Here is a 22,697-nt window from a genome sequence, read left to right as displayed (position 1 = left end):
TCTGATCTTTCGTGGAAAAATCGGGGCGTCAGGCGATGATGTCGGGGATCAGCTGATCCTGGATCTTCACGATCTGATCCTTGAGTGCCAGTTTCTGTTTCTTGAGCCGCTGCAGCGTCAACTGGTCGCCACGACCGCTGGAAGCCAGCGCATGAATGGCATCGTCGAGATCCCGGTGCTCGCGACGAAGGACCTCCAGCTTGATGCGGAGCATTTCCTCGAAATCGAGTTCGGTGGGCGCGTTCATTTCTTCTTGCTCGGCTGTTGAGTCGCAGGATGCCGGATGGGCGGACTATAGCGTCATTGGCAGAGTTGAGGAAAGAAATCTGGGTATTTCCGGGCTCTTGTGCAACCCGTCGCCCCGCCCCATATTTGCTCTCAGGACGTTGCCCGACCCGGGGGCGTCCCATCGTATGTCGCTTAGTCCAAGGACATCCCGGATGACGAAACTGAGCTTTGGGGCCCACCCCTACCTTCTTGGGTTCGAGCAGCTGGAACGGCTGGTTGAGCGTACCGCGAAGACCGCGGGAGAAGGCTATCCTCCCTTTAACATCGAGGCGGTTGCGGAGAACGCCTATCGCATCACGCTGGCCGTCGCGGGTTTCCGCGAGGAGGATCTTTCGATCACGGTCGAAGATCGGCAACTGGTCGTGCGCGGCCGTCAGGCCGAGGAGGAAGGACAGAGGGTGTTCCTGCATCGCGGTATCGCCGCCCGTGCCTTCCAGCGCAGCTTTGTGCTGGCCGAAGGTGTCGAGGTGGCGGCGGCGACGATGGAAAACGGGCTGCTGCACATCGACCTGCGCCGCTCGGCGCCGGAACCTGTGGTGCAGACGATCAGGATCGGTCGGGGATAAGGAGCAGGCATATGGATACGAAGTTCGAAGGTTTTCCCGAGGAAGAAGGCGAGCGGATCGTCTACATCCGGCCCGTTTCGGCAGCGGAACTGCCGGATGAAATCAGGGCGCAATTGGGCGGTGTTGAGACGCTCTATTCGGTCAATCGGCCGGATGGCGAGCGGGTGGCGCTGGTGCGCGACCGCAGTCTCGCTTTCCTTCTGGCGCGCCAGCACGATCTGGCACCCGTCAACGCGCATTGAAGTTGAAGTCTTCGCCAGTCAGAAAGGGCCGGTCGCATGACCGGCCCTTTTGTGTGCTTGAATTCGCGTCAGGCGCGGATGAGGCCCATCTGCTCGAGCTTCAGCAGAACCTGATGCGCGCAGCTGTCGACATCCGAGCCCTCGGTCTCGACCCGCAGTTCGGGATTCTCCGGAGCTTCGTAGGGGTCGGAAATCCCGGTGAACTCCTTGATCTTGCCTTCGCGGGCCAGCTTGTAGAGGCCCTTGCGGTCACGCCGTTCGCATTCGTCGATGCTTGTCGCGACATGGACCTCGACGAAGGCCCCGAAGGCCTCGATCATCTCGCGGACGGCGCGGCGGGTCGCTGTATAGGGGGCAATCGGAGCGCAGATGGCGATGCCGCCGTTCTTGGTGATCTCGGAGGCGACATAGCCGATGCGGCGGATGTTGATGTCGCGGTGCTCCTTGGAGAAGCCAAGCTCCGAGGACAGGTGCTTGCGAACCACGTCACCGTCGAGCAGCGTCACCGGGCGGCCGCCCATCTCCATCAGCTTGACCATCAGGGCGTTGGCGATCGTTGACTTGCCCGAGCCCGACAGGCCGGTGAAGAAGACGGTAAAGCCCTGCTTGTCGCGCGGCGGTGATGTGCGGCGCAGCTGGGTCACGACCTCGGGGAAGGAGAACCAGTCGGGGATGTCGAGCCCTTCACGCAGGCGGCGGCGGAGCTCGGTGCCCGAGATGTCGAGCACGGTCGAGCCTTCCGGCACCTCGTCGACAGGATAGTACTGGGCCTTCTCCTGCACGTAGACCATCTGCTTGAAGTCGACCATCTCGATGCCGATCTCGTCCTGGTGCTTGGCGACCAGTTCCTGCGCGGCATAGGGGTCGTAGAAGTCCTTGCCCTGGCTGTTCTTGCCGGGTCCGGCATGGTCGCGGCCAACGATGAAATGGGTCAGGCCGTGGTTCTTGCGGATGATCGCATGCCAGACCGCCTCGCGCGGGCCGCCCATGCGCATCGCAAGGTTCAGGAGCGACAGGTGCGTGGTGGCTGCCGGGTACTTGTCCAGCACCGCTTCGTAGCAACGCACGCGGGTGAAGTGGTCCACATCGCCCGGCTTGGTCATGCCGACGACCGGATGGATGAGCAGGTTGGCCTGAGCTTCCTTTGCGGCGCGGAAGGTCAACTCTTGGTGCGCGCGGTGCAGAGGGTTGCGGGTCTGGAAGGCGACGATGCGTTTCCAGCCAAGCTTGCGGAAATAGGCGCGGAGTTCGTTCGGCGTGTCGCGGCGGCCGCGGAAGTCATAGTGGATCGGCTGCTGGATGCCGGTCACCGGGCCTCCGAGATAAACGGGTCCGGCAACGTTGTGCAGATAATTGACTGCCGGATGGGCGAGGTCATCGGCGCCGAACACCTTCTCCGCCTCGTTGGCCTTGTTCGGAGTCCACTTGTCCGTGATCGACAGGATGGCGAGGATGACGCCTTCCTGGTCGCGCAGGGCGATGTCCTGGCCCGGTTCGACCTTGTCGGCAAAGGCCTGGTTCACGTCCAGCGTCACCGGGATCGGCCATAGCGTGCCGTCGGCGGTGCGCATGGTCTCGACCACGCCATTGTAATCGGCTTCGGATTGGAACCCCTTCAACGGGTGGAAGCCGCCGTTCATCAAGAGTTCAAGGTCGCAGATCTGGCGCGGAGTCAGATCCCAGGACGGCAGGTTGCCGGCCTCGATCTTCAGTTTCTGGGCGGACTCGGGGGAGACATAGAGCTCCGGTATCGGAGTCAGGTTCGAGATGGTCATCAGGATGGGCCCTTGAATAAGACCGCGGTTGCCGGGTGGCTGCGGGATGCGGGCAGATATCCTTTAGAGGGGGGCAAACTCAAGGCAATAAGGGAAAATCTTCCTCAAAGAGACAGTTTTTCTGCGATTGAAACGATAATCCGACAGCAATCTTGGTCCTGATCGGCACTCCAAAGATGTTTTCCCCGAAAGGTCCGGGTCTGCCGAAACGGTCGTCACCGCAAGTCTGACGGCTTACAGTTCGGAATGGTGAAGCCGGGCCTCCTGGCCCGGCTTCTTCTGTGTGCAGCGAGGTGTAGCGAGACTGTTCCGCGTTCGCCTTCAGACGGAACGCTTGCGTCGGATGGCTGCCATCAGTCCGCCGGCGCCCAGAAGCAAGAGACCCGAGGCGGGCAGCGGAACTTCTGCCACGTCCGGGACTTCGAAGGTGATGTTGTCGACCACTTCGATCAGATCGATGGGATTGATCGCGACGCTGCTGTCCGGCCCGACTGCCAGCCGACCATAGTAGAAGACTGCCTTGTCGATGGGCTGTCCGAAGAAGCCGATCGTCTGATTCATGATGTCGTCGCGGTTCATCACCACAAGCGAGATCCCCTTCAGCACTCCACCGAGGTAGCCCTGCAGAACGGCGACGTCACCGGCCAGCGAGAAGCTGGGATCGTCGTTGCCGAACGACATCGACAGGTTGCTGACCAACTGCGTGAAGGTCATGATCAGCGTGCTGGGGTCATCATGCCGGACGATCAGGCTCTGCCCGTCGGTCTGGGTGCCGTAGTCGCCGATTTCGAGGTTGCTGCCGATCGAGTCCGTGAAGGACACGATCGACGATCCCGAGCTGGTAAAGCCGTTGGCAACATTGCCCGCGGCATCGCCCTCGAAATCGACGGTCACCGTCGCCGCCTGCGCCCCGAAGCCTGCCGCAATCAAGATGGCCGCCATGGCCATTGTCTTCCGTATGTTCATCCCCTCACTCCAATAATGGTTGTGGCAACATTGCGCAGAACACGGGGCAGCTGTGTCCTGAGGGTGGTCGGACTGTGGCAAAAACCCGACCCGTCGAAGGCGGATCGGAAACAGACTGTTGCGATTCAGTGGAGGATTGCCGCGGCGCGGCAATCAGGGGACGCTTACGCGTGCTCGGCGAGGAACCGTTCCGCGTCGAGCGCCGCCATGCAGCCCATTCCGGCGCTGGTCACCGCCTGACGGTAGACATGATCCGTCAGGTCGCCGGCGGCGAAAACGCCCGGAATCGAGGTGCGCGTCGAGCCCGGTTCGACCTTGACGTACCCGCCGTTGTGCAGCTCCAGCTGGTCCTTGACCAGTTCCGAGGCCGGCGCGTGGCCGATGGCGACGAAGAAGCCGTCGCAGGGCACGTCGGTGACTGCCCCGGTGTTCACATCGAGGGCCCGCACGGCGGTGACGCCAAGCGGGGTGTCCGTGCCCAGAACCTCATCCACGGTATGGTTCCAGAGGAGCTGGATCTTCGGGTGCTTGAACAGCCGGTCCTGCATGATCTTCTCGGCCCGAAGGCTGTCGCGCCGATGGATCAACGTGACCTTGGTGGCAAAGTTGGTCAGGAACAACGCCTCTTCGACGGCGGTGTTTCCTCCGCCGATCACGACCACTTCCTTGCCTCGATAGAAGAAACCGTCGCATGTCGCGCAAGCCGAGACGCCAAAGCCCTTGAACTTCTCTTCAGAGGGCAGGCCCAGCCAGCGCGCCTGCGCGCCGGTGGCAAGGATGACCGCATCCGCAGTATAGGTCGTGCCGCTGTCCCCGGTCGCGACAAACGGCCGTTTGGACAGGTCGAGCGAAGTGATGATGTCAGTCACGACTTCCGCTCCCATCGCGCGGGCGTGCTCTTCCATGCGGATCATCAGGTCGGGCCCCTGAACATGGGTGTCACCCGGCCAGTTCTCGACTTCGGTCGTGATCGTGAGTTGCCCCCCCGGCTGCATACCCTGCACGAGGATAGGATTCAGCATCGCCCGGGCGGAATAGACGGCGGCAGTATAGCCTGCTGGACCAGATCCGATGATCAGAACCTTGCTATGACGTGTCTCGCCCATGTCTGCCCCCGATGCTTTGCGGACATCCATATAAGGGTAAGCCTGACCAGCCGAAAGCCCCGCGCTGCCATTGCTTAGAGATGGGCGCTGGCTAGTCGATCCGAACAATTCCTGCGGCTGTCGCGAAACAATGTTGCGCGCTTTGCTGCCAACCCCTACATTCCGCGCGAAAAGGAGACCTGCACATGGCCGGATCGAAGCTGGACCCGATTGACCGCCACATTCTGGCGGAGCTTCAGGCCGATGGGCGAATGACCAATGTCGAACTGGCCAAGCGCGTCGGCATATCGGCTCCACCCTGCCTGCGACGGGTGCGGACGCTTGAGGAATCGGGCTATATCCGCGGATATCACGCCGACATCGACACGCGGGAACTGGGTTTTGAGGTTCAGGTCTTTGCGATGGTCCGTCTGCACAGTCAGGCAGAGGTGGACCTGTCCGCCTTCGAGGCCCGCGCCCGTGCCTGGCCGCTGGTCCGGGAATGCCACATGTTGAACGGCGAGATCGATTTCATCCTGAAATGCGTCGCGCCGGACCTTTCGACTTTCCAGAATTTCCTCACCGCCGAACTTACAGCCGCCGACAACGTGGCAAGCGTCAAGACGAGCCTCGTGATCCGCTGTGCCAAGGACGAGCCGGGTGTTCCCTTCGATGTACTTGAAGACCGACTGAAGCGGTCAGCCTGAGCTACAGCTCACTCGGCGCGCAGGGCAGGATCTCGGACTCAGGGGAAGGAATTTGAAAGGCGGCCCCTTTCGGCGTGTCAGAGGGTCACGCCAGGGCCGCCTTTAGCAAGCAATCGATCCGTTACAACGCCGTCAGGCATCGGATGGAACGTCATGTTTTAACCATGTCGGTTGTGCGGCGGTCTGTCAAACATTTGCCGCTGTGCCGCAATCTTGCGCATCAATCCCCTCTTCCTCCGCCCGATTGTTTCGGCTTTTGTCGCAGGAATCCCCGGTGGCGGCACAATAGGGCGTATTCCACTCGTTCTGTTCGCGAGCCGATTCGAGAATGTGACGAAATTACGGCTGCTTGCGTGGCGCAACCGGGCTGTGTCAGCGCGCGGCGAGCTTCGAGGAAAGGCCAGGAACCGCGAGGCGTGGCTGGGCCGGCTTGGCCGAGGCCCGCGTTGCGACGGCCAGAACGGCTGCCTTTCTCCGGGTCCAGGGAAGAATGAAATCCGCGTTGGCGGCGGTGTCGATGGCGGATTGAATCCAGCGGCGCTGTTTCGTCATTTCCTGTCTCCTCCGGCCGGCCTTGTCGGGCCACCCATGCCGTGACCCCCAAACTGGCCACGACATAGCCATGACAGGTCAATCGGGCAGGCGTTGGACGATTGATTGACCCTGTGAAGGCCGCCACCATTCGAGTTTGACAGACAGCTTGTCGCGCAACTGACTGGAAACGCCTGATTTTTTCCGTGCAGGAAACAATCCATTCCGAAGAATACGATTGTTTCTCGCATTTTCGCCGCATTCTACAGGGCTCAGAGGCGGATCGCCGACAGAAGCCGGCCGTAGTCCGCTTCGCCGGCATGGGTGGTGCGGCGGTAGGAATAGAAGCGCTCGGGGTCCGAATAGGTGCAGTGGCCTGTCCATCCCACATCGGCGAGGCCGAGGCCGCGCAGGCGATGCAGACCAAAGGCGGGAAGATCGAACAGCGCCCGGTCGCCCTTGCCGTTGGCGAAAAAGCGGGCGTTGTCGCGGTCATCGTCGATGAAGCCTTCGACGAACTCCGGTCCGACCTCATAGGCTCTTTGGCTGATGGTCGGGCCGATCACAGCTCGGATGCGGGTCCGTACGGCACCAAGCGCTTCCATCGCTTCGACTGTCGCCTCGAGCACGCCATCCCGGGCGCCGCGCCAACCGGCATGAGCGGCGCCGATGACTTGCGCATCAGGGTCGGCGAACAGCACCGGCTGGCAGTCGGCTGTCAGGACGGCCAGAGCCAGCCCCGGCGTGGCGGTCACCATCGCATCGGCACGGGGGCGGTCCGGCAGGGGCGTGGTCACGGTCACGACATCGGCGGAATGCACCTGATTGACGGTGACAAGGGCTGCAGGGCTTATGCCCATCGCCTCGGCCGCGCGGGCTCGGTTTATGGCGACGACCTCGGCCAGGTCGCTGCTTCCGGTCCCGCAATTGAGCCCGGCGAAGATTCCGGAGGATGCCCCGCCCTTGCGGGTGAAGAAGCCATGCCTGATCGGCTGCAGCAGGGGGGAGGTGATGATCTCGAGCATCAGTCGAATCCCGGTGGCGGCGCGCTGCCCTTGGGGTGAATGGCGATCGCCTTGAACAGCCTTCCCATTTCCTCGGGATGGGTCAAGCGTCGATGCGCGGCGACATGTGCTTCCAGCGCCGTGCCAGACAAATGCCGTGCCAGCGCCTGTGCGCGCGCCGTGATCCCGAGACGCTCGAGCAGAACTCCCTGGTCTGTCATGGCGGTGACGGCGCATTGCCCTGCGGCAAGTGCCAGCGGTTCGAAGTCGACATGAGCGGTCAGATCGGCTGTTCCGGGCGCAGCGTAGGGGTCGGCAAAGGCATGTCCGGCCAGGGCTTGGAACGTGTCGCCGCGCGAATGCCACCCGCCATAGTCGATCACGATCGCTGCTCCGCCATAGCGGCGTATGCGCTCCGCAATCTCAGCGACGATGCCGGCGGCGGCCGGACAGATCTCGACGACCTCGCCGATGTCGGTATCGGACAGGCGGGCCTCCAGAAGGTCCAGTTGCATCGGGGGAGAGAGCCCTGGCACGAGTCGTTCGCCATCAAGCCCCACAACACGCTCTTGCCAGCCCATCGGGTGACGCTGGAACTGGCAGATCGGCAGGGCGTCGAAGAATTCGTTGGCGATCAGAAGCAGCGGCGCAGCGGGCAGTGCGGTTGGCGTATCGATCCAGCTCACCTCGTGGCCCGCCAGGGCCTCGCGCTGTATCTCTCGCAGGCGGGGAGAGGCTTCGACCAGCGTGATCCGCGCCGCCGCCTGGAACCCCGGCACACCGCGCGTTGCCCGCAGAAGATCGGCCATCAGCGTCCCGCGGCCCGGGCCCAGTTCGGCCAGCGTAAAGGGGGACGGGGATCCCTGATCCATCCAGTTCTGCGCAAGCGCCAGGCCAATCAGTTCGCCGAACATCTGGCTGATCTCGGGCGCGGTCGTGAAATCGCCTTTGCCGCCGAAAACCGGCCGGGTGGTGTAATAGCCGTGAACCGGGTGCAACAGGCATTCCGCCATGTAGTCGGCTATCGAGATAGGCCCGGTTTCGCGGATGCGCCGGATCAGGAGGTCGCCAAGTGGTGTCACGCCTTGGCCTTGCGCGTTCGCGCCCACCAGATGACGGCAAGACCGACGGCCACCATTGGCAGGGACAGAAGTTGGCCCATGCTGAAACCGAAACTGTCCGTCAGGCGGATCACGTGACCAAGCGGGTTGTCGGGGGTGATGTACTGGGCGTCGGCCTGCCGGAAGAACTCGACGATGAAGCGGGCCATCCCGTAACCGGCAAAGAACAACCCGGCCGTTTGCCCCGGTATCTTCAGCCAGCCCTTCCGCCAGACGAGGTAAAGCAGGACCGACCCGAGGATCAGCCCTTCCAGAACAGCCTCATAGATCTGCGACGGGTGCCGGGCACAGATCGTCAGCACGCCCGGGCAGGTTTGTGCCGCATCGCCGGGAAAGGCCACGCCCCAGGGCAGGGTGGTCGGCCGGCCCCAAAGCTCGGCATTGATGAAGTTGGCGATGCGCCCCAGGCATAGTCCGGGCGGCGCGGCGACGGCTATTGCATCTGCGGCCGAGGCAATGGGAATCCCCTGATGGCGACAGAACAGCCAGACGGCCGTGACCACACCCAGAAACCCGCCGTGGAAGGACATGCCGCCTTCCCAGATTTTCAGGATCTCGAACGGGTTCGCGAGGTAATAGCCCGGCTGGTAGAACAGAACGAACCCCAGTCGTCCGCCCAGCACGATGCCAAGGATCACCCATGTCAGCAGGTTTTCAAGCTGCTGCTCGGTCATCGGCGCGCCGTTTCGCCAGAGCAACGGGCGGCGCAACAGGGCGACGATGATCCGCCAGCCGATCAGGATGCCGGCGATATAGGCCAGCGCATACCAGCGCAGGGACAGCGTCATCCCGAGGATTTCGATCGAGAAGACCTCGTTCGAGATGTTCGGGAAGGGGATATAGCTCATCGACGGCTCCGTTCGCGGGCGGCATCGGGGTTGTCCGGCGGGGCCGCGGCGATGTCAACCTTGTGCGCCGCCGCCTGGCAGACCATATAGAACACTGCCACTCGATGGAGGCCACCATGCAGACCCGCAACAAGTTCTTCGACGACATGTCGCAACTCATGACGAACGCCATGGGTGTGGCCCAAGGCGCCAAGACCGAGGCCGAGACGGCGATGAAGGGTCTCATCGACCGCTGGCTGGCCGACCGCGATTTCGTAACGCGCGAGGAGTTTGACGCAGTCAAGGCGATGGCCGCCAAGGCACGCGAAGAGAACGAGGCGCTCAAGGCCCGGCTCGATGCGCTGGAAACCAAGAAGAAGTGACGCTCAGGGCCCGGTCAGGCCGACCGACTCGTCGGCCACCGAGACCGACTTGATGACGGCGAACAGCCGGTCGCCCTCGGCCAGTTGCAGGACGGTCAGCGAGCGGCGCGTGATGCGCGCCAGGATGTGATCCCCACCCGCTGAAAGCTGTATCAGCGCGCTTGCGCTTTGATCTGTGCGTATGGCCGAGATCGTCACGGGAAGCACGTTCAGGGCAGAAATCTCCATGGGCCTTGTCCGCGCCAGCATCACGTCCTGCGCGGCGATCCGCACGCGCACGGTTGCGCCGTCTGGGCGCGCAATCTTCGGTAGCCACAATGGACCTGCAGGGGAGTCGAGCCGGGTCAACCCGTCGGGCTCCTGCGCGGCGATCCGTGCCGTCAGCAGCGATCCCGCATCACGGATGCCGAGCGCAGGCGCCACGTCCGGATCGGAGAGAAGCTCGGTAACCGGGCCGGTTCGCAGGATTCGGCCACCGTCCAGCAGCACGACCGTAGTGGCGAGACGGGCAACCTCTGGCAGGGAATGGCTGACATAGAGGATCGGAAGATGCGTCTCGTCGCGCAGCCGTTCGAGCCAGGGCAGGATCTCGGCCTTGCGCGCGGTGTCAAGCGCAGCGAGCGGCTCGTCCATTAGCAACATCGAGGGCGCCGACAGCAGAGCCCGCCCGATCGCCACGCGCTGTTTCTCGCCACCCGAAAGATACAAGGGACGCCGATCGAGCAGGGAGCCCAAGCCAAGGAGTTCGACCACCCTGTCGAAGTCTCGGCGGCGCTTCGCCGGCGCGAACCACTGGGCGTATCGCAGATTCTGAGAGACGGTCAGGTGCGGGAACAGGCGCCCCTCCTGAAACACGTAGCCCAGCCGGCGGCGATGGGGGGGCAGAAAGACCTGCCGCGCGCTGTCCAGAAGCACGGTCTCATCCAGCACGATCCGGCCCGCATCCGGGCGCAGAAGGCCCGCCACCGCGTTGACGACCGTCGTCTTGCCCGACCCCGATCGACCGAAGAGCGCGGTCACACCCTTGGGTGCCTCGAAGGCGACGTCGAGTGAAAAGCCGGGGAAGGCATGGCGAAGGGAAACGGACAGGGTCATCCAGCGGCGATCCTGCGCGCCACGGCCCGCGCAATCCATTCCGACAGGAGAAGCGCAAGCATTGCGATGGCGATGGAGATGCCCACGAGGCGCGCCGCCGGCTCATCGCCCCCAGGGACCTGCAGAAGGGCGTAGATGGCCGAGGGCAGGGTTTGGGTCTCGCCCGGGATGTTCGAGACAAAGGTGATGGTCGCGCCGAACTCGCCCATCGCCTTGGCGAAGGCGAGGATCGCCCCCGCAATTATGCCGGGCAGGATCAGCGGCAGGGTGACGGTCAGGAACACAAGGATTGGCCGTGCGCCAAGCGTCGCGCTTGCCTGTTCCAGCCGCGGATCGACCGCCTCGATCGACAGGCGGATCGCGCGCACCATCAGCGGAAAGGCCATCACGCCGCAGGCAAGTGCCGCGCCGGTCCAGCGAAAGGCGAAGACGATGCCGAATTGCTCCAGAAATCCGCCGGCCCAGCCTCGCCGCCCGAAGGTCAGAAGCAGAAGGTAGCCTGTCACGACCGGCGGAAGGATCAGTGGCAGATGAACAAGGCCATTCAGCAGCGATTTGCCCCAGAACTCTTTCCTCGCCAGCAGCCAGGCCACGAAGATGCCAAGGGGCAGACTGACCAGCGTCGCCCATAGGGCGACCCGCAGAGAAAGCGCGACGGCCTGCCAGTCGGAGGGCGAAAGCCAGTCCGCCATGGCCGCGTCCCTCCCTACTTTAGAACGGTGAAACCCTGAGCTTCGAATACCTTGGCTGCTGCCGCGCTGGAAAGGGTCTTGAGGAAATCTTCGGCTGCCGGCGAAGTCGAGCTTGAGACGATGGCGGCCGGATAGATAATCGGCTTGTGGGTGTCGGCGGGAAAAGCTCCAACCACTGTGACCTCGGCGCCAGCTTCCATGTCGGCGACTGCATCCGAGGCATAGACGATGCCCAGGGGCGCTTCGCCCAATTGCACCAGTTGCAGGGCCGCACGCACGTTGTCGGACTGGGCGACCGATCCTTCGACCGACGACCACAGGCCGAGATTGGTCAGCGCCTCTTTCCCGTATTGCCCAGCAGGCACGGAATCGACCAGTGCCATCGACAGCTTCCCGCCTTTCAGCATCCCGGTCAGGTCTAGATTCTTGCCGACCTCGATCTTCGGCGCATCCGGGCCATGGGCGATCAGCACAAGCGTGTTGCCCAGCAGGTCGCGCCGCGTCTCGGGCTTGATGAGCTTGTCCTTTTGCAGTGTGTCCATCCAGTTGACCGCCGCCGAGATGAACACATCCGCCGGCGCACCCTCTTGGATCTGTTTGGCCAGCGCAGAGCTGCCAGCATACGAGATCTTGGTTGTATTGCCCGTCTTGGCCTGCCAGTCGGTCGCGATGGCGTCGAGCGCGTTCTTGAGGCTCGCAGCGGCAAAGACGGTGATCTCATCTGCGGCGGCGACCGACGGCAGCGCCGTGCCAAGGGCGAGGGCAAGACCGAGGGCGGCGCGGCGGGAGAAAAGCGGAATCACGAAAGCCTCCGAGCGATATGTTTCTTCAGACATATCACTTCGCCCTGACATCCGCGCAAGCGTTATTTCTCGTCGGGAATATCCCTTAGCAAGGCCTGAAGCGCTGCGATATGACCTGCTCCTTCGGACCGGGTAACTGCTTCCAGGGCACGGAACTCGGCCAGCACGGTCGTACCGGTCTCTGTCAGGCGGGCGCCGCCCCCACCCGCCCCACCGCGGGCGCTGTCCACGACTGGCTGCGCGAAGGCAGCGTTCATTTCCTCGACCAGCATCCAGGCGCGCTTGTAACTCATGCCCATGGCCCGTCCCGCCGCCGAGATTGAACCGCTGTCCCTGATCCGCTCCAGCAACTCGGCCTTGCCGGGGCCAAGCATGGCGCTGCCGAAATACAAGCGCAAACGCAGGCGCGGCTCGGGGCGGGGCTGGGTGCTGTCGGTCATGACCGAATTTTCCCGCATGACGCCCCCATTGCAAGTGGCATGGTCCGCCGCGATGATCGGTCTGTTCCCTGTCGGACTCAACGATGCCAAAGCCGCCTGCCGACCCGCTTCTGATCCTCCTGCACGGTTACTCCAACAATGCCGGAGAGCTTGGCTGGCTTGGCGAGCTCCTAGCGGAGCATGTTCCGCAAGCGCGGATTGTCCGCCTGAACGCTCCCTTTCCGCATGAAGAGGGCAGCGGGGGCTACCAGTGGTACAGCCTGGCTGGAGTCACACCGCGCAACAGGCCTGCTCGGGTAAGGGCCGCGAGGGCGGCCCTGGACACCCTGCTGCAGGCGACAATCGACGAGGCAGGGCTATCGGGCCGACTGGACCGCGTCGGTCTGGTCGGTTTTTCGCAAGGAGCGACGATGGTCTTCGATGCCGTCGCTTCCGGCCGTTGGGCCGTCGGTGCGATGGCGACCTTTGCCTGTCGCGTTGCAACCACCCGCCCGTTTGCGCCCCCGCCGACAACGCCGATGCTTCTGGTGCACGGACTTCAGGACGAGGCTGTGCCCGCGTGGAACAGCCTGAAGGCCTGGGGCGAGCTGCACCGGGCCGGCCACCCTGCCGATCTGGTCGCCTGTGCGGGGGTCGGCCATGACATCAGCCGCCCTGCCGCTGCCTATGCGGGGCAATTCCTTGCCAGGCACCTGGCCTGATCAAGCGTCAGTCGAAACTCACGACCTGATTGTTCAGTGGCAACCGGTTTTCCATCTTGCCGGTCAGGCGCGACGTGTCCGGCCTAACCGGCTTGCCGTCTTCCATCGCCTCATCTTGATCGACGAGAACGCCCTCACCGGTAAAGCTGGTGAAGGTAAAGGGTAGGCCATTCGCGTCCAGCGGCGACGGGCCATCCATCACGTGGAAGTGCAGATGGGGGCCAGTGGAGTTCCCAGTATTGCCTAGCAGCGCCAGCGGCTGACCGGTCGTCACCTTGTCGCCCAGCTTCACCTTCAGGCTGTCGCGCTGCAGGTGGGCGTAGAAGGCGAAGTTGCCGTTGCCGATATCGACGACCAGCATGTTGCCACCGATGTTTTCGGTGGTGATGCCCTTCGGATCCTCGCCGGGAACCTGTTCGTCGGCCTCGTTGTACAGGTTCACCACCGTGCCATCGGCGACCGACAGCACCTCGGTCCCGTAGTAGGCGTAGGACGAAAGCTGATCAGCCTTGCCGGTAAAGACCTGGCCCTTGTCATCAAGCTTGACCCAGTCGATCGCGAACCGCTCAGGCAGTCGCATCTGACCGTTGACGGGCATGATCTCGCCCCGGTGCGAGGTCACGGTGTCGCAGCAGCCGTTCACGGCAACCCAGTGCTTGCCCTTCAGCGGCGGGGAAATGACGACAGCCTTGCCGGAAACGGGCGTGGGCGCCCCGGTAAAGGTGTAGGTCGCTGGCACAGGCTGATCCTTGCCGAGCGGCACCGGATTGCCGTTTTCATCTGCCAGTTCACGCGTAGCGGTGACGCGGGCGAAAACCGTTTCGGGCACAGTCTCGCCAACGGCAAAGCTCACGTCCATGAATGCGGTTGCCGTTCCGCCCGGCGGGATGAGCCGCGGCTTTCCGGAAAACGAGGTCATCATCGCGGTCAGCGCATCGCCCTTCAGCGTGCCAAGCACTTTGCCGCCAGCGTCGACCGCCTCGATCTGGTTCGGTGTCACGAACAGCCGCGAATGGTTGTCGATGTGCAGTTCATAGGCAAGATGCACCCGGTCATCGGCCCCAAGGACCGGAACCGGCGGGTCGATCGCAGCGACAGCGATCGAACTCACGATCTCGTCGGCTTTCAAGGATTGCGCGGCAGCCGGCAAGGCGGAAATGGTGGCAAGTGCAATCAGGCAGGTCAAACGGCAAGACATAATCTCTCCTGTTGAAATGCGGAGTTGCGAATGGGTCGATCTCTCGCGGCGTCGCCCTTGATTTCAGAGGATAGGGCCGAACATCGCCAGAGCGTTGTTCCAGAGCCGGGTGGTGATGTGCCAGTTCCTGACAGTGCCCGGCGAGACGGCGTCGGACTGTGCCAGATAGCTGTGCTGACGGGCGCGGATCTGTGCCGTCATCTCATCGTCGACCAAGAGGATGTTGTTCTCGAAGTTCAACTCGAAACTGCGGCGGTCAAGGTTCGCCGACCCGATCAGCGCAGCTTTGCCATCGATCGTGATCGACTTGGTGTGGAGGAGCCCTCCCCGGTATTCATGGATACGGACGCCCGCCTCGATCAGATCGTCGTAGTAGCTGCGGCTCGCGGCCCCCACGAGCCAGGAGTCATTGCGCTCGGGAAAGATGACGGTGGTGTGCACGCCGCGCCGGGCGCTTGCGCAGAGCGCCGCCTGGATCGGTTCGTCGGGAACGTAATAGGGTGTCGTCACGATCAGTTCGTGCCGCGCTGCATACATGAGCGAGGTAAAGACCTCGGGCATGGCGGTGGGGCGGACGGTCGGTCCAGTACCGATCGCCTGTGCGACGAAGCCGGGCTGTTCGGGCGGCAGCGGATCGTCGAACAGGAAAGTCAGATCCTCCTGCGTCTCCGCCATCCAATCGACCGCGAACAGATGCTGGTTCTGCCGGACGACAGGCCCTTCGAAACGCAGCATGATGTCCACCCAGGGCGCGAACTTGGCCTTGGGCAGAAAGGCCGGATCGGCACAGTTCTGGCTGCCGCAATAGGTGATGGCATTGTCGATCACGAGGATCTTGCGGTGGTTGCGCAGATCGATCCGGCCTTGGGTGACACGCAGGAACGGGTTGCCGATGGGCAAGGTCATCGTGACGTGGATGCCTGCATCCTTCATCGCCTGCCAATGCGGCGACCGGATCAACCGGCGTGAGCCGAGGTCGTCGGCCATCGCGCGACAGGTAACTCCACGGGCCGCCGCGCGCTTGAGCGCCTCGACCATCTTCAGGCCGTTGTTGTCTGGCAGCCAGATGTAGAAGGCGAGGTGAACATGATTTCGGGCGGCATCGATATCGGCAATCATCGCGTCGACCGCGCTATCGGAATCCGCCATGAGCGTGGCCCGGTTGCCCGGAACCGGATCGAAGCCGCTGATCGACTGGCCGATATGGAACAGTCTTTCGTATTCGGGACCGACTTCGGGCCACTTCGTCGTGCCCGGCGCCACGCCAATGGTGGCCGGATCGGGCAATGCTGCCTCAGCGGCGCGGGCGCGAGCGACGCGCTTGCGACCGATGTTCGTCTCGCCGAACAGCACATAGGCCAGAAGCCCAATGACCGGCGCCATGATGATGACCAGCGCCCACGCCATGCGCGCGGCAGGCTCGCGGCGCGGGCGCAGCAGGGCGCGGGCGACGAACAGCGCCTGAAGCGCGACGTGAAGGACAACGAAATGCCAGGCGGGCTGGTTGGTGAGCCATAGCAACATTATCCCGTTCGCACTCCAGCCGCTTCTGCCTGCCGACAGTTATCGACATGCCGGACCGTAGCGATCAAGCGCCTACTCAGGAAAACAGGACATTTTCGAAAGATTTGGAGCGGGTAGCGGGAATCGAACCCGCCCCATCAGCTTGGAAGGCTGAGGCGCTACCACTACACCATACCCGCGCTCGAAGCGGCTCTTACCATCGGGTGCGGCCGGGCTCAACCCGAAAGGCTGACCCGGCCGCGCGCCGAACGTGTCATTTACGGGTGATGCGACCATCGAGTACAGGCGTGTAGGGCATGCGCGCCGCGAGATACTCCGCCGTGACATCAGCCAGATCGGGACCATAGTCATATGCGTTCTGGGCAGTCGCAAGCATCGAGAACCCGTCGCCTCCTGTCCGGACATAGTTGTTCGTCACCGCGAGATAGGTCTTACCGCGGTCGATTGGCCCCCAACTGCCGTCGGTTTCGACCAGAACGTCGGAAACGCGCGACCCTGCGGGCCTTGCCGGATCGAAGGTGTATTTCAGACCCGCGACCTGCGGGAAACGGCCCGCGCCTTCTTCCACTTGCGACACGCCGTTCTCCAGCGCCGCGATGATCGTTGCGCCCGTCGTCTCGAAGGTCGAGAGCGTGTTCTGGAACGGCAGGACGGTCAGCACTTCGCCCATCGTGATCGGACCCGCATCGATCGAGGCGCGGACGCCGCCCCCGTTCTGGATCGCGATGGTGACGCCCTGATCCTTGACCCTATCCAGCATCGCCTCGGCAACCAGATTGCCCATCTGGCATTCCTGTTGCCGGCAGGTTTCGCGCTGCCCGTCGATCGGCACCGCCGCCTCGGCGACGACCTTGGCGCGCACCTCTTCCAGCGGCTTGGCCAGTTCCGCGACCTTGGCCACATAGGCCGGGTCCGGCTTGACCGAAGCGTCCAGCAGGATCGGACCGCCTTTCGCCGAGATCAGCTTGCCGTCATCGTCAAAGGTCAGTTCGAGGTGGCCGAGATACTTGGAATAGGCATAGGCCTGCACGACCGGAACGTCTGTCCCTTCCGGGCCCTTCACCATGGTGGGATAGGGTCCGGATGCCTCCGGGTCGGAGGAGGACAGGTATGTATGGGAATGGCCGCCGACCACTGCATCCAGCCCCGGGACTTCCGCAGCGATCTTCTGGTCACGCACATAACCCACGTGTTCCAGCGCGATGATCTTGTTCACACCTGCGGCCTGCAACTCGGCCACCTCGCCCTTCAGGCTGTCGATGTCGTCCTTGAAGATCACCGTCGGACCGGGGCTCGAGGTTTCGGGCGTGTCGGTCGCCAGCGCCGAGACGATGCCGATCTTCTGCCCGCCCACATCCAGGACAACATGCTTCTGCAGCCGGCCATTCAGCAGGTTCGACTGGCTGACATCGAGGTTGCCGGAAATGACCGGCGTATCGGCCTTGTCGAGGAAAACGGCCAGCCCCTCGGGGCCGTTGTCGAATTCATGGTTGCCGACCGCCATCGCGTCGAAATCGATCATCGCCATGAAATCCGCCTCGGCCGCGCCCTTGTAGGTGGTGTAGAACAGACTGCCCTGAGACTGGTCCCCTGCGTCCAGCACGATGACATTGCCTCCCGCAGCGGTGATGCTATCCCGCAACTCATTGATCTTGGCGGCCACCCGCGCGACGCCGCCGAAGCACTTGCCTTCTGCATCATCCTCTGCAGAGCAGGTCGAGTCGAACTTGTTGATCGGTTCGAGCCGGCTGTGGAAATCGTTGATGTGCAGGATGTGAAGCGTGTAGTCCGCCTGTGCCATACCAGAGGACAGGGCGATGGCGGCGACGGACGCGGTAAGCGTGAGTCTCATGGGGCACTCCTGTATGTGATGCCTGCAGGGTGCAGGCCGCTCCGGCTCCTGTCAAAGGCCTGCAGTCCGATCGCGCAGGGCATTGACCGTTTCCCGCCGAAGGGGCATTGAGGCGCCATGCTGATCCTGAAGATCTTTCGCCGTGCCGAATGGGACGCCTTCCGTGCCGAGGGGGTGACCGCCGGTGCGCCCATCGATCTGGAGGATGGGTTCATCCATTTCTCGACCCCCTCGCAGGTGGCCGAAACCGCAGCCCGGCATTTCGCGACCGAGAGCAACCTTGTGCTTGTCGCTGTGGACGCCGACCGACTTGGCGATGCCCTGAAATGGGAGCCATCGCGCGGCGGGAATCTCTTTCCGCATCTCTATCGCGATCTGCGACTTTCCGATGTCGTCTGGGACAAGTCGCTGCCGCTTGGCGCAACCGGGCATATCTTCCCCGAGGGCCTGCTGTGACGCTGATCGAGACTGTCGGCCTTGCCGCCCTTCACCGGCTGGACCCGGAAACGGCGCATGGGCTGTCGCTGTCGGCCCTGCGTAGCGGACTGGTCCCTTTGCCCGGTGCAATTACTTCTCCGAGGCTTAGAACGACGCTGGCCGGTCTCGATCTGGCGAACCCGGTTGGCCTTGCCGCAGGCTATGACAAGAACGCTGTCGCCTTGGCGCCGCTGGCTCGGGCGGGCTTCGGGTTTCTGGAGGTCGGCGCGGCTACGCCCCGACCGCAACCGGGCAATCCGCGACCGCGACTGTTCCGGCTGAGCGAGGACCGCGCGGCGATCAACCGCTTTGGCTTCAATAACGAAGGGATGGAGGCGATTGCTGCCCGGCTGGTTGACCGGCCCCGCACGCTGCCGATCGGGCTCAACCTGGGCGCCAACAAGGACAGCGCCGACCGTGCTGCTGATTTCGCCCGTGTTCTGACGATCTGCGGTCCTGTCGCTGATTTTGTCACGGTCAATGTCTCGTCCCCCAACACCGAAAAGCTGCGCGACCTGCAGGGGCCAGCTGCACTCGCGGCCCTGCTGGCCGGGGTCATGGAGGCGCGGGCATCGCTTGTCCGTCCAATTCCGGTCTTCCTGAAGATTGCGCCAGATCTGACGGCGGACGAGCTGGCCGGGATTGCCGAGGTCGCAATTGCCAGCGGCCTCTCCGGCATCATTGCCACCAACACAACCTTGTCGCGCGACGGATTGAAAAGCAGCCATAGGGGCGAGACTGGCGGTCTGTCAGGCGCTCCGCTGTTCGAGAAATCGACCCGCATTCTGGCGCTGCTGTCTCAGCTGACCGAGGGGCGCCTGCCGTTGATCGGCGTGGGCGGGATCGGTTCTGCTGAACAAGCCTACCAGAAGATCCGCGCGGGAGCCGCGGCGGTGCAGCTCTATACCGCGCTGGTCTATGAGGGCATCTCTCTGCCCAGCCGGATCGCACGGGGTCTCGATGCGCTTCTTGCCCGGGACGGTTTTGCGGCGGTCGCTGACGCAGTGGGCAGCGGTCGGGCCGACTGGCTCTGATCAGGCGGCCTTTGCCTCGGCCTTGTGGTAGAGCCAGGCCATTGTCAGCCCCCGCGCCGTGTTCAGAACCATCAGCGCAGCCCAAAGCCCGTGATTGCCGAAGCGTGGCAAAAGGATCACCAGTGCCAGCGCGTAGATCGCCGATGACAGCAGCATCGCATTGCGCATTTCGCGCGTCAGCGTGGCGCCGATGAAGATGCCGTCGAACATCCAGCTGGCAATGCCGATCATCGGCCCGATGGCGACCCAGGGCAGATAAAGGCGCGCGTCGGCCTGTACCGCCGGATCAGTGGCCATCACATTGATGATTGCCGGCCCGCCGACCCAGAACGCGGTCGCCAGCGCCACGCTTCCGGCCACACCCCAGCCGCTGGTCAGGATCGCGGCCCGGCGCAAGTCGGCCAGCGATCTCGCGCCGACGGCCTGCCCGACAAGCGTCTCGGCGGCGAAGGCGAAGCCATCGAGCGCATAGGCGGTGATCTCCAGGAACTGGAGCAGCACCTGGTTTGCGGCAAGCGTCACGTCACCCTCGCCGGCACCGAGGAACACGAAGGTCGTGAAACAGACCTGGAGCGCGACCGAACGGATCATGATGTCGGTGTTGACCCGCGCCATTTCTTTCAGCCGGCTCACGTCGAACAGGCGCGCCAGGTCAGCGATATGGCGCGGCGCCAGGGCTGGCCGGCACAGCCAAAGGCCAAGCGCCAGGCCTGCCCATTCCGCAATCAGGGTCGCAAAGGCCACCCCTGGCACGCCCCAGCCCAGCCCGAGGACGAACCAAAAGCTCAGAACAACGTTCAACCCGTTGATGGCCACCTGCTGCAGGAAAACCGACTGCGTCCGCTCGACGGCGATCAGCCAGCCGGTTACGGCGTAGATCCCGATCGTAGCCGGGGCGCCCCAGATCCGGATCGACAAGTACTGTCGCGCCAAGTCCTCCACTTCGGGGCTCGCCGGCGCGATGTGGAATGCCGCGCGGAACAAGGCCGCCTGAAGCAGGATAAAGGTCAGGCCGGCCGCCCCGGCGATCAGCAGGGCCCGCAACAGGACGGCGGCGCTTTCCGCATCGTCACCTGCGCCTTTGGCCTGCGCGACCAGGCCCGATGTCCCCATCCTCAGGAAGCCGAAAACCCAGTAGATCGACGCCAGGATGACCGCCCCCATGCCCACCGCGCCAATCGGGGCTGCCTGGCCCATCTGGCCGACGACAGCGGTATCGACCGCGCCAAGGATCGGGATCGTTGCGTTCGAAAGCACGATCGGCAGTGCGATCTTCAGGACGCGGGCGTTTGTAATTCGCCCTATGCCCGGCGCGGAAAGGCTGTCGGCTGGCCGCATTGTTCAGGGCATCAGGAAATGCGCAGTGGCCTGGGCAAACAGACGCGACCTGTTTTCCTGCCAGGCCTCGACATGCACACTGGCGTAGCGCCGGCCCGATCGGTTGACCCGCGCCCGGGCATAAGCATCGCGCGGCAAGCCCGACCGAAGGTAATCAACGGTGAAATCGATCGTCTTGGGCAGAGGAGGCAGTATCGCAGGCGTCATGGCCGCGGGATCGATCGCGCCACTTTCCATGGCCTCCCACATCGTCGACCAGGACAGCTCGATGATCGCTGCCGTTTCGAGAAAGGCGGCAATCACTCCGCCATGCAGAGCGGGCAGCAGCGGGTTTCCGATCAGGCTATCGGCATAAGGCAGGATCGCCGTCAGTTCATCTCCTCGGCGATCGAAGCGGATGCCAAGGAAGCGCAGATAAGGCACGCGTTCGACCAGCGCGGTCAGCGCGGCATCCCGCCCCTGCCATCCAGTTTCTTCCCCGAGATGCGCAGTCACCTCGCCCCCTCCGCGTGAACGACAGTGAAGGCACCTGTTGCGGTCGCGACCGGAGTGCCTTCTTCCTCATCACGGGCAACGGCGCGTACAAAGGCGACAGAGCGGGTCAGGTGGTAACACTCTGCCTCGGCGGTGATCCGTTGTCCGGGCGTTGCCGCCCGCATGTAGTCGATGCGCAGGTCGATCGTGGCGGTGCTCACCGGATTGCTCGGGTGACTCATTGCGGCAGCGCCCGAGGCCGTATCCATCAACGCCGAAACCGCACCGCCATGAATGACGCCGGTGGCAGGATCCCCGATGAACCGGGTGTCGTAGGGCATGGAGATCGTCGCCCGCCCCTCGCCAATGGACTCCAGCGTCATGCCGAGTGCCCGGGAATGCGGGATGGCCTGAATGAACTGGCGGGCGATACTGTCACGGTCGGTCATCTGATGCTCCTTGGGCGCGACCTTCGCGCGGAGGAAATCCCTCCGCAAGGGCACATCTGCGCATTTGCCGCAACTGCGAGACGATTGCGTGAAGGCTAGGCTCGGCCTAATCTGCGGCGTGGAGGGCGCGGATGGCCAATCAGGGATTGCTTAGCTTCAAGGACATGTGTGCGCGCTTCGATGTTACGCCGCGCACCCTGCGTTACTACGAATACATCGAGTTGCTGCAACCCGAAAAGGATGGTCGCGCCCGCTGGTATGGCCCGCGTGAGATCGCCCGCATGACGCTCATTCTCCGTGGCCGCCGCTTTGGCTTCTCGCTCGAGGAAATCCGCCAATGGCTGCTGATTTACGAGACCGCCGGAACACGCCCGCAAATGCAGGCCCTGGTTGCTCTTGCCGACCGCCAGCTTGTGGAACTGAACCGACAGCGCAGTGAACTCGATTCCGCGATAGCCGACCTGGAGTCGCTCCGAGAGACCGCGCAGAAGGCCTCGCAGGCGTGAAATTTCCGGCCCCTGAGGCACCGCCTCAGATTTCCCTTTGGTCAGAATCTTGCGCCTGACCCTACGTCAGGATTGCTGACATTACGTCATTTGCGAAGTGACGTGACGTTCCATTTACGTCAACCGCAAGCCGGCTGGTAAGGTCCGCTCGAACCCCCATCTGAGCCGCGTTCAAATCGAAACATGAACGTGGAGTGAAGGAATGACGACAGAAACGATGACCATCCGCGAGATGTGCGAAGCGTTCGACGTGACGCCGCGCACCCTGCGTTTCTATGAACAGAAGGAGCTGCTTTTTCCTATCCGCAAGGGGACGAAGCGCCTGTTCACGAAACGTGACCGCGCCCGTTTGAAGCTGATCCTGCGTGGCAAGCGCTTCGGCTTCAGCCTTGAAGACATTCGGCAGCTGCTCGACCTCTATGACCGCGAAGGCGGAGGTGCGCTGCAACTGGCCCGGACCTACGAGATTGCCAAGGCGCGCCTGTCCGAGATGGAAGCGCAGCGAGCCGAACTCGACCAGTCCATCGCAGAACTCAAGGGACAGCTCGCCTGGGGTGAAGACGCGCTTGCCGCCCTGACTCGCGACGCAGCCTGAGCCCGCCCATGCCAAGGAGGACCG

General features: G+C 63.3%; 27 protein-coding genes and 1 tRNA gene. 9 read left to right on the top strand and 19 right to left on the bottom strand.

Features of this window, described 5'->3' with window-relative positions; translation table 11 throughout:
- Positions 1–28 precede the first annotated feature (28 nt).
- The gene (locus L0V05_RS16860; protein WP_234872541.1) at positions 29–247 is read right to left on the bottom strand and encodes a YdcH family protein; all 219 of its coding nucleotides are present in this window, start codon (positions 245–247) and stop codon (positions 29–31) included.
- 193 nt (positions 248–440) lie between these two features.
- Between L0V05_RS16860 and L0V05_RS16855 the strand changes: the two genes are divergently transcribed.
- Both L0V05_RS16855 and L0V05_RS16850 read left to right on the top strand, forming a co-directional pair.
- Positions 441–854, top strand: a complete 414-nt coding sequence (locus tag L0V05_RS16855; protein WP_234872539.1) for an Hsp20 family protein — start codon at positions 441–443, stop codon at positions 852–854.
- An 11-nt stretch (positions 855–865) separates the two neighbouring features.
- Entirely contained in the window at positions 866–1,096 is a 231-nt protein-coding gene (locus L0V05_RS16850; protein ID WP_234872537.1) for a DUF1150 family protein, read from the top strand.
- A 68-nt stretch (positions 1,097–1,164) separates the two neighbouring features.
- Here the strand turns inward: L0V05_RS16850 and L0V05_RS16845 are convergent, their stop codons facing one another.
- From L0V05_RS16845 to trxB, 3 genes are all read right to left on the bottom strand, one after another.
- Positions 1,165–2,871, bottom strand: coding sequence for a bifunctional sulfate adenylyltransferase/adenylylsulfate kinase (locus L0V05_RS16845; protein WP_234872535.1), 1,707 nt, complete (start codon positions 2,869–2,871; stop codon positions 1,165–1,167).
- A 321-nt stretch (positions 2,872–3,192) separates the two neighbouring features.
- Positions 3,193–3,813, bottom strand: coding sequence for a hypothetical protein (locus tag L0V05_RS16840; protein WP_234872533.1), 621 nt, complete (start codon positions 3,811–3,813; stop codon positions 3,193–3,195).
- A 188-nt stretch (positions 3,814–4,001) separates the two neighbouring features.
- Positions 4,002–4,943 (bottom strand): thioredoxin-disulfide reductase, encoded by a 942-nt coding sequence (gene trxB / locus L0V05_RS16835; RefSeq protein ID WP_234872531.1) that lies wholly within the window; start codon positions 4,941–4,943, stop codon positions 4,002–4,004.
- Positions 4,944–5,128: 185 nt separating this feature from the next.
- On the opposite strand from trxB, the gene L0V05_RS16830 reads away from it, so the two are divergent.
- Complete coding sequence (locus L0V05_RS16830; RefSeq protein WP_234872529.1) at positions 5,129–5,629, top strand: Lrp/AsnC family transcriptional regulator; 501 nt, start codon at positions 5,129–5,131, stop codon at positions 5,627–5,629.
- Between the two features lie 372 nt (positions 5,630–6,001).
- Here the strand turns inward: L0V05_RS16830 and L0V05_RS16825 are convergent, their stop codons facing one another.
- The 4 genes from L0V05_RS16825 to lgt form a co-directional block, all read right to left on the bottom strand.
- Complete coding sequence (locus tag L0V05_RS16825) at positions 6,002–6,181, bottom strand: hypothetical protein (protein ID WP_234872527.1); 180 nt, start codon at positions 6,179–6,181, stop codon at positions 6,002–6,004.
- Between the two features lie 251 nt (positions 6,182–6,432).
- Positions 6,433–7,185 (bottom strand): peptidoglycan editing factor PgeF, encoded by a 753-nt coding sequence (pgeF, locus tag L0V05_RS16820; RefSeq protein WP_234872525.1) that lies wholly within the window; start codon positions 7,183–7,185, stop codon positions 6,433–6,435.
- Positions 7,185–8,246, bottom strand: a complete 1,062-nt coding sequence (locus L0V05_RS16815; protein WP_234872926.1) for a class I SAM-dependent methyltransferase — start codon at positions 8,244–8,246, stop codon at positions 7,185–7,187. The genes pgeF and L0V05_RS16815 overlap by 1 nt, the downstream gene beginning before the upstream one ends.
- Positions 8,243–9,133 (bottom strand): prolipoprotein diacylglyceryl transferase, encoded by an 891-nt coding sequence (gene lgt, locus L0V05_RS16810; protein ID WP_234872524.1) that lies wholly within the window; start codon positions 9,131–9,133, stop codon positions 8,243–8,245. Before lgt ends, L0V05_RS16815 begins: the two co-directional genes overlap by 4 nt.
- 116 nt (positions 9,134–9,249) lie before the next feature.
- Here lgt and L0V05_RS16805 point away from each other — a divergent pair, with 116 nt between their 5' ends.
- Positions 9,250–9,495 (top strand): accessory factor UbiK family protein, encoded by a 246-nt coding sequence (locus L0V05_RS16805; RefSeq protein WP_234872522.1) that lies wholly within the window; start codon positions 9,250–9,252, stop codon positions 9,493–9,495.
- A 3-nt stretch (positions 9,496–9,498) separates the two neighbouring features.
- Here L0V05_RS16805 and modC read toward each other — a convergent pair whose 3' ends face one another.
- The 4 genes from modC to L0V05_RS16785 all read right to left on the bottom strand — a co-directional run bounded on the left by modC (position 9,499) and on the right by L0V05_RS16785 (position 12,525).
- Positions 9,499–10,590: a molybdenum ABC transporter ATP-binding protein gene (modC, locus tag L0V05_RS16800; RefSeq protein WP_234872520.1), complete on the bottom strand. Its 1,092-nt coding sequence runs from the start codon at positions 10,588–10,590 to the stop codon at positions 9,499–9,501.
- Complete coding sequence (modB, locus tag L0V05_RS16795; protein WP_234872518.1) at positions 10,587–11,282, bottom strand: molybdate ABC transporter permease subunit; 696 nt, start codon at positions 11,280–11,282, stop codon at positions 10,587–10,589. The genes modC and modB overlap by 4 nt, the downstream gene beginning before the upstream one ends.
- A gap of 14 nt (positions 11,283–11,296) precedes the next feature.
- Entirely contained in the window at positions 11,297–12,085 is a 789-nt protein-coding gene (gene modA, locus L0V05_RS16790; RefSeq protein ID WP_406565982.1) for a molybdate ABC transporter substrate-binding protein, read from the bottom strand.
- Between the two features lie 62 nt (positions 12,086–12,147).
- Complete coding sequence (locus L0V05_RS16785; RefSeq protein WP_234872516.1) at positions 12,148–12,525, bottom strand: winged helix-turn-helix domain-containing protein; 378 nt, start codon at positions 12,523–12,525, stop codon at positions 12,148–12,150.
- 83 nt (positions 12,526–12,608) lie between these two features.
- On the opposite strand from L0V05_RS16785, the gene L0V05_RS16780 reads away from it, so the two are divergent.
- Positions 12,609–13,226, top strand: a complete 618-nt coding sequence (locus L0V05_RS16780; RefSeq protein WP_234872514.1) for an alpha/beta hydrolase — start codon at positions 12,609–12,611, stop codon at positions 13,224–13,226.
- Positions 13,227–13,233: 7 nt separating this feature from the next.
- On the opposite strand, the gene L0V05_RS16775 is transcribed toward L0V05_RS16780, so the two are convergent.
- The 4 genes from L0V05_RS16775 to L0V05_RS16760 all read right to left on the bottom strand — a co-directional run bounded on the left by L0V05_RS16775 (position 13,234) and on the right by L0V05_RS16760 (position 17,800).
- The gene (locus tag L0V05_RS16775; RefSeq protein ID WP_234872512.1) at positions 13,234–14,424 is read right to left on the bottom strand and encodes a M23 family metallopeptidase; all 1,191 of its coding nucleotides are present in this window, start codon (positions 14,422–14,424) and stop codon (positions 13,234–13,236) included.
- 63 nt (positions 14,425–14,487) lie between these two features.
- Complete coding sequence (gene cls / locus L0V05_RS16770; protein WP_234872510.1) at positions 14,488–15,948, bottom strand: cardiolipin synthase; 1,461 nt, start codon at positions 15,946–15,948, stop codon at positions 14,488–14,490.
- A 105-nt stretch (positions 15,949–16,053) separates the two neighbouring features.
- A tRNA-Gly gene (locus L0V05_RS16765) sits at positions 16,054–16,127 on the bottom strand.
- Positions 16,128–16,201: 74 nt separating this feature from the next.
- Positions 16,202–17,800 carry a bifunctional metallophosphatase/5'-nucleotidase gene (locus tag L0V05_RS16760; RefSeq protein ID WP_234872508.1) on the bottom strand — a complete coding sequence of 533 codons (1,599 nt, stop codon included), beginning with the start codon at positions 17,798–17,800 and terminating at the stop codon, positions 16,202–16,204.
- 117 nt (positions 17,801–17,917) lie between these two features.
- Between L0V05_RS16760 and L0V05_RS16755 the strand changes: the two genes are divergently transcribed.
- A complete protein-coding gene (locus L0V05_RS16755; protein WP_234872506.1) occupies positions 17,918–18,256 on the top strand; it encodes a DUF952 domain-containing protein in 339 nt (112 codons plus the stop codon).
- Positions 18,257–18,258: 2 nt separating this feature from the next.
- Complete coding sequence (locus tag L0V05_RS16750) at positions 18,259–19,311, top strand: quinone-dependent dihydroorotate dehydrogenase (protein ID WP_255683841.1); 1,053 nt, start codon at positions 18,259–18,261, stop codon at positions 19,309–19,311.
- Here the strand turns inward: L0V05_RS16750 and L0V05_RS16745 are convergent, their stop codons facing one another.
- Genes L0V05_RS16745 through L0V05_RS16735 form a run of 3 tightly spaced genes read right to left on the bottom strand, consistent with a single transcriptional unit; the run spans position 19,312 to position 21,572 of the window.
- Positions 19,312–20,649: an MATE family efflux transporter gene (locus L0V05_RS16745; RefSeq protein ID WP_234872502.1), complete on the bottom strand. Its 1,338-nt coding sequence runs from the start codon at positions 20,647–20,649 to the stop codon at positions 19,312–19,314. It lies immediately after the preceding gene.
- A 3-nt stretch (positions 20,650–20,652) separates the two neighbouring features.
- On the bottom strand, positions 20,653–21,144 hold the full coding sequence (locus tag L0V05_RS16740; RefSeq protein WP_234872500.1) for a PaaI family thioesterase: 492 nt from the start codon (positions 21,142–21,144) through the stop codon (positions 20,653–20,655).
- Positions 21,141–21,572: a PaaI family thioesterase gene (locus L0V05_RS16735; RefSeq protein WP_234872498.1), complete on the bottom strand. Its 432-nt coding sequence runs from the start codon at positions 21,570–21,572 to the stop codon at positions 21,141–21,143. Before L0V05_RS16735 ends, L0V05_RS16740 begins: the two co-directional genes overlap by 4 nt.
- A gap of 131 nt (positions 21,573–21,703) precedes the next feature.
- Here L0V05_RS16735 and L0V05_RS16730 point away from each other — a divergent pair, with 131 nt between their 5' ends.
- Both L0V05_RS16730 and L0V05_RS16725 read left to right on the top strand, forming a co-directional pair.
- A complete protein-coding gene (locus tag L0V05_RS16730; RefSeq protein WP_234872496.1) occupies positions 21,704–22,078 on the top strand; it encodes a MerR family transcriptional regulator in 375 nt (124 codons plus the stop codon).
- 202 nt (positions 22,079–22,280) lie between these two features.
- Positions 22,281–22,673 carry a MerR family transcriptional regulator gene (locus L0V05_RS16725; RefSeq protein WP_234872494.1) on the top strand — a complete coding sequence of 131 codons (393 nt, stop codon included), beginning with the start codon at positions 22,281–22,283 and terminating at the stop codon, positions 22,671–22,673.
- The last annotated feature ends 24 nt before the right edge of the window (positions 22,674–22,697 follow it).

This window comes from Alitabrizicola rongguiensis (genome assembly GCF_021491355.1).
GTDB lineage: Bacteria > Pseudomonadota > Alphaproteobacteria > Rhodobacterales > Rhodobacteraceae > Aliitabrizicola > Aliitabrizicola rongguiensis.
This window is presented reverse-complemented; position numbering and strand designations above follow the sequence as displayed.

Bases quoted from the DNA above. Each gene is read 5' to 3' on its own strand.
- L0V05_RS16840 (WP_234872533.1), bottom strand. From the start codon at position 3,813: ATGGCGGCCATCTTGATTGCGGCAGGCTTCGGGGCGCAGGCGGCGACG.
- L0V05_RS16775 (WP_234872512.1), bottom strand. From the start codon at position 14,424: ATGTCTTGCCGTTTGACCTGCCTGATTGCACTTGCCACCATTTCCGCC.
- L0V05_RS16760 (WP_234872508.1), bottom strand. From the start codon at position 17,800: ATGAGACTCACGCTTACCGCGTCCGTCGCCGCCATCGCCCTGTCCTCT.
- L0V05_RS16825 (WP_234872527.1), bottom strand. From the start codon at position 6,181: ATGACGAAACAGCGCCGCTGGATTCAATCCGCCATCGACACCGCCGCC.
- L0V05_RS16830 (WP_234872529.1), top strand. From the start codon at position 5,129: ATGGCCGGATCGAAGCTGGACCCGATTGACCGCCACATTCTGGCGGAG.
- L0V05_RS16735 (WP_234872498.1), bottom strand. From the start codon at position 21,572: ATGACCGACCGTGACAGTATCGCCCGCCAGTTCATTCAGGCCATCCCG.
- L0V05_RS16845 (WP_234872535.1), bottom strand. From the start codon at position 2,871: ATGACCATCTCGAACCTGACTCCGATACCGGAGCTCTATGTCTCCCCC.
- modC (WP_234872520.1), bottom strand. From the start codon at position 10,590: ATGACCCTGTCCGTTTCCCTTCGCCATGCCTTCCCCGGCTTTTCACTC.
- lgt (WP_234872524.1), bottom strand. From the start codon at position 9,133: ATGAGCTATATCCCCTTCCCGAACATCTCGAACGAGGTCTTCTCGATC.
- L0V05_RS16785 (WP_234872516.1), bottom strand. From the start codon at position 12,525: ATGACCGACAGCACCCAGCCCCGCCCCGAGCCGCGCCTGCGTTTGCGC.
- L0V05_RS16725 (WP_234872494.1), top strand. From the start codon at position 22,281: ATGACGACAGAAACGATGACCATCCGCGAGATGTGCGAAGCGTTCGAC.
- trxB (WP_234872531.1), bottom strand. From the start codon at position 4,943: ATGGGCGAGACACGTCATAGCAAGGTTCTGATCATCGGATCTGGTCCA.
- L0V05_RS16755 (WP_234872506.1), top strand. From the start codon at position 17,918: ATGCTGATCCTGAAGATCTTTCGCCGTGCCGAATGGGACGCCTTCCGT.
- modB (WP_234872518.1), bottom strand. From the start codon at position 11,282: ATGGCGGACTGGCTTTCGCCCTCCGACTGGCAGGCCGTCGCGCTTTCT.
- pgeF (WP_234872525.1), bottom strand. From the start codon at position 7,185: ATGCTCGAGATCATCACCTCCCCCCTGCTGCAGCCGATCAGGCATGGC.
- L0V05_RS16850 (WP_234872537.1), top strand. From the start codon at position 866: ATGGATACGAAGTTCGAAGGTTTTCCCGAGGAAGAAGGCGAGCGGATC.
- L0V05_RS16745 (WP_234872502.1), bottom strand. From the start codon at position 20,649: ATGCGGCCAGCCGACAGCCTTTCCGCGCCGGGCATAGGGCGAATTACA.
- L0V05_RS16805 (WP_234872522.1), top strand. From the start codon at position 9,250: ATGCAGACCCGCAACAAGTTCTTCGACGACATGTCGCAACTCATGACG.
- L0V05_RS16855 (WP_234872539.1), top strand. From the start codon at position 441: ATGACGAAACTGAGCTTTGGGGCCCACCCCTACCTTCTTGGGTTCGAG.
- L0V05_RS16860 (WP_234872541.1), bottom strand. From the start codon at position 247: ATGAACGCGCCCACCGAACTCGATTTCGAGGAAATGCTCCGCATCAAG.
- L0V05_RS16780 (WP_234872514.1), top strand. From the start codon at position 12,609: ATGCCAAAGCCGCCTGCCGACCCGCTTCTGATCCTCCTGCACGGTTAC.
- cls (WP_234872510.1), bottom strand. From the start codon at position 15,948: ATGTTGCTATGGCTCACCAACCAGCCCGCCTGGCATTTCGTTGTCCTT.
- L0V05_RS16730 (WP_234872496.1), top strand. From the start codon at position 21,704: ATGGCCAATCAGGGATTGCTTAGCTTCAAGGACATGTGTGCGCGCTTC.